Here is a 1,419-nt window from a genome sequence, read left to right as displayed (position 1 = left end):
GGTTGTGTCCAGCAGGATGGTGTACGACCGGACGCCAGCGAAGTGGTGGCGTGTCGTAGCCGAGTAGAGGGTGGTCACCGCGTGATCCTTCAAAAGACCGCCAAGTCACTTGAAGGAAAGAAAGTTCACGCGATGACCTCTGTCCAGCCTATCGACCCGTCCAAGATGCTGTCCGAGCAACTCGCCGTCGCGAGTCCGGATCTGCTGCGCGACATGATGTCCACGTTCATCCAGGCCTTGATGGGCGCCGAGGCCGACACGATGTGCGGCGCCGGGTACGGCGAACGATCCGACCAGCGGGTGAACTCACGCAATGGCTACCGCCACCGTGATTTCGACACTCGCGTCGGCACGATCGACGTCGCGATCCCGAAGCTGCGGTCGGGTTCCTATTTCCCGGACTGGCTGCTCGAGCGCCGCAAACGCGCCGAACGCGCCCTCACCTCCGTGGTGGCGACCTGCTACCTGCTCGGCGTATCAACGCGGCGGATGGAGAAGCTGGTCGAATCCCTCGGTGTGACAAAACTTTCCAAGTCCCAGGTGTCGATCATGGCCGCCGAGCTCGATGCCCAGGTCGAAGCGTTCCGCACCCGCCCACTCGACCAAGGCCCCTACACGTTCGTCGCCGCCGACGCGCTGGTGTTGAAGGTCCGCGAGAACGGCCGCGTTGTCAATGTGCATGCCCTGGTCGCGACCGGAGTCAATGCTGATGGCTACCGCGAGATCCTCGGTATCCAGGTCACCAGCGGTGAGGACGGCGCGGGCTGGCTGGCGTTCTTCCGCGATCTGGTCGCCCGCGGCCTGTCGGGCGTGTCGATGGTCACCAGCGACGCCCACGCCGGGCTGGTCGCCGCCATCGGGGCGACACTGCCCGGCGCGGCCTGGCAGCGGTGTCGTACGCACTACACGGTGAATCTGATGTCGATCACCCCGAAAACGTCGTGGCCGTGGGTGCGGACTCTGCTGCACTCGGTGTTCGACCAGGCAGACCCCGAATCCGTTGACGCCCAATATGATCGGATGCTCGACGCCTTGACCGAGAAGTTGCCGAAGGTGGCCGCTCACCTCGACGCCGCCCGCGCGGACCTGCTGTCGTTCACCGCGTTCCCCAAACAGATCTGGCGTCAGATCTGGTCCAACAATCCGCAGGAGCGGTTGAACAAGGAAATCCGCAGGCGCACAGACGTTGTCGGTATCTTCCCCGACCGACAAGCCATCATCCGACTCGTCGGCGCAGTCCTCGCCGAACAACACGACGAATGGATCGAAGGCCGCCGCTACCTCGGCCTCGACGTCCTCGCCCGCTCACGCGGCACCACCGACCCCACCGACCAGGAGGAAACCACCCCAGCACTGACCGCCTGACCGAACAGGATCACGCGGCAATCACCCCGTTACACCACCCGTTTGGACTTGACC

1 protein-coding gene is annotated in these 1,419 nt (G+C 64.3%); it reads left to right on the top strand.

Annotated elements, in window-relative coordinates:
• Nucleotides 1-132 precede the first annotated feature (132 nt).
• Nucleotides 133-1,365, top strand: coding sequence for an IS256 family transposase (locus ACWDSJ_RS37815; protein ID WP_387371210.1), 1,233 nt, complete (start codon nucleotides 133-135; stop codon nucleotides 1,363-1,365).
• Nucleotides 1,366-1,419 lie beyond the last annotated feature (54 nt).

The sequence above is a fragment of the Nocardia sp. NPDC003482 genome, assembly GCF_053588115.1.
This window is presented reverse-complemented; position numbering and strand designations above follow the sequence as displayed.

Bases quoted from the DNA above. Each gene is read 5' to 3' on its own strand.
- ACWDSJ_RS37815 (WP_387371210.1), top strand. From the start codon at position 133: ATGACCTCTGTCCAGCCTATCGACCCGTCCAAGATGCTGTCCGAGCAA.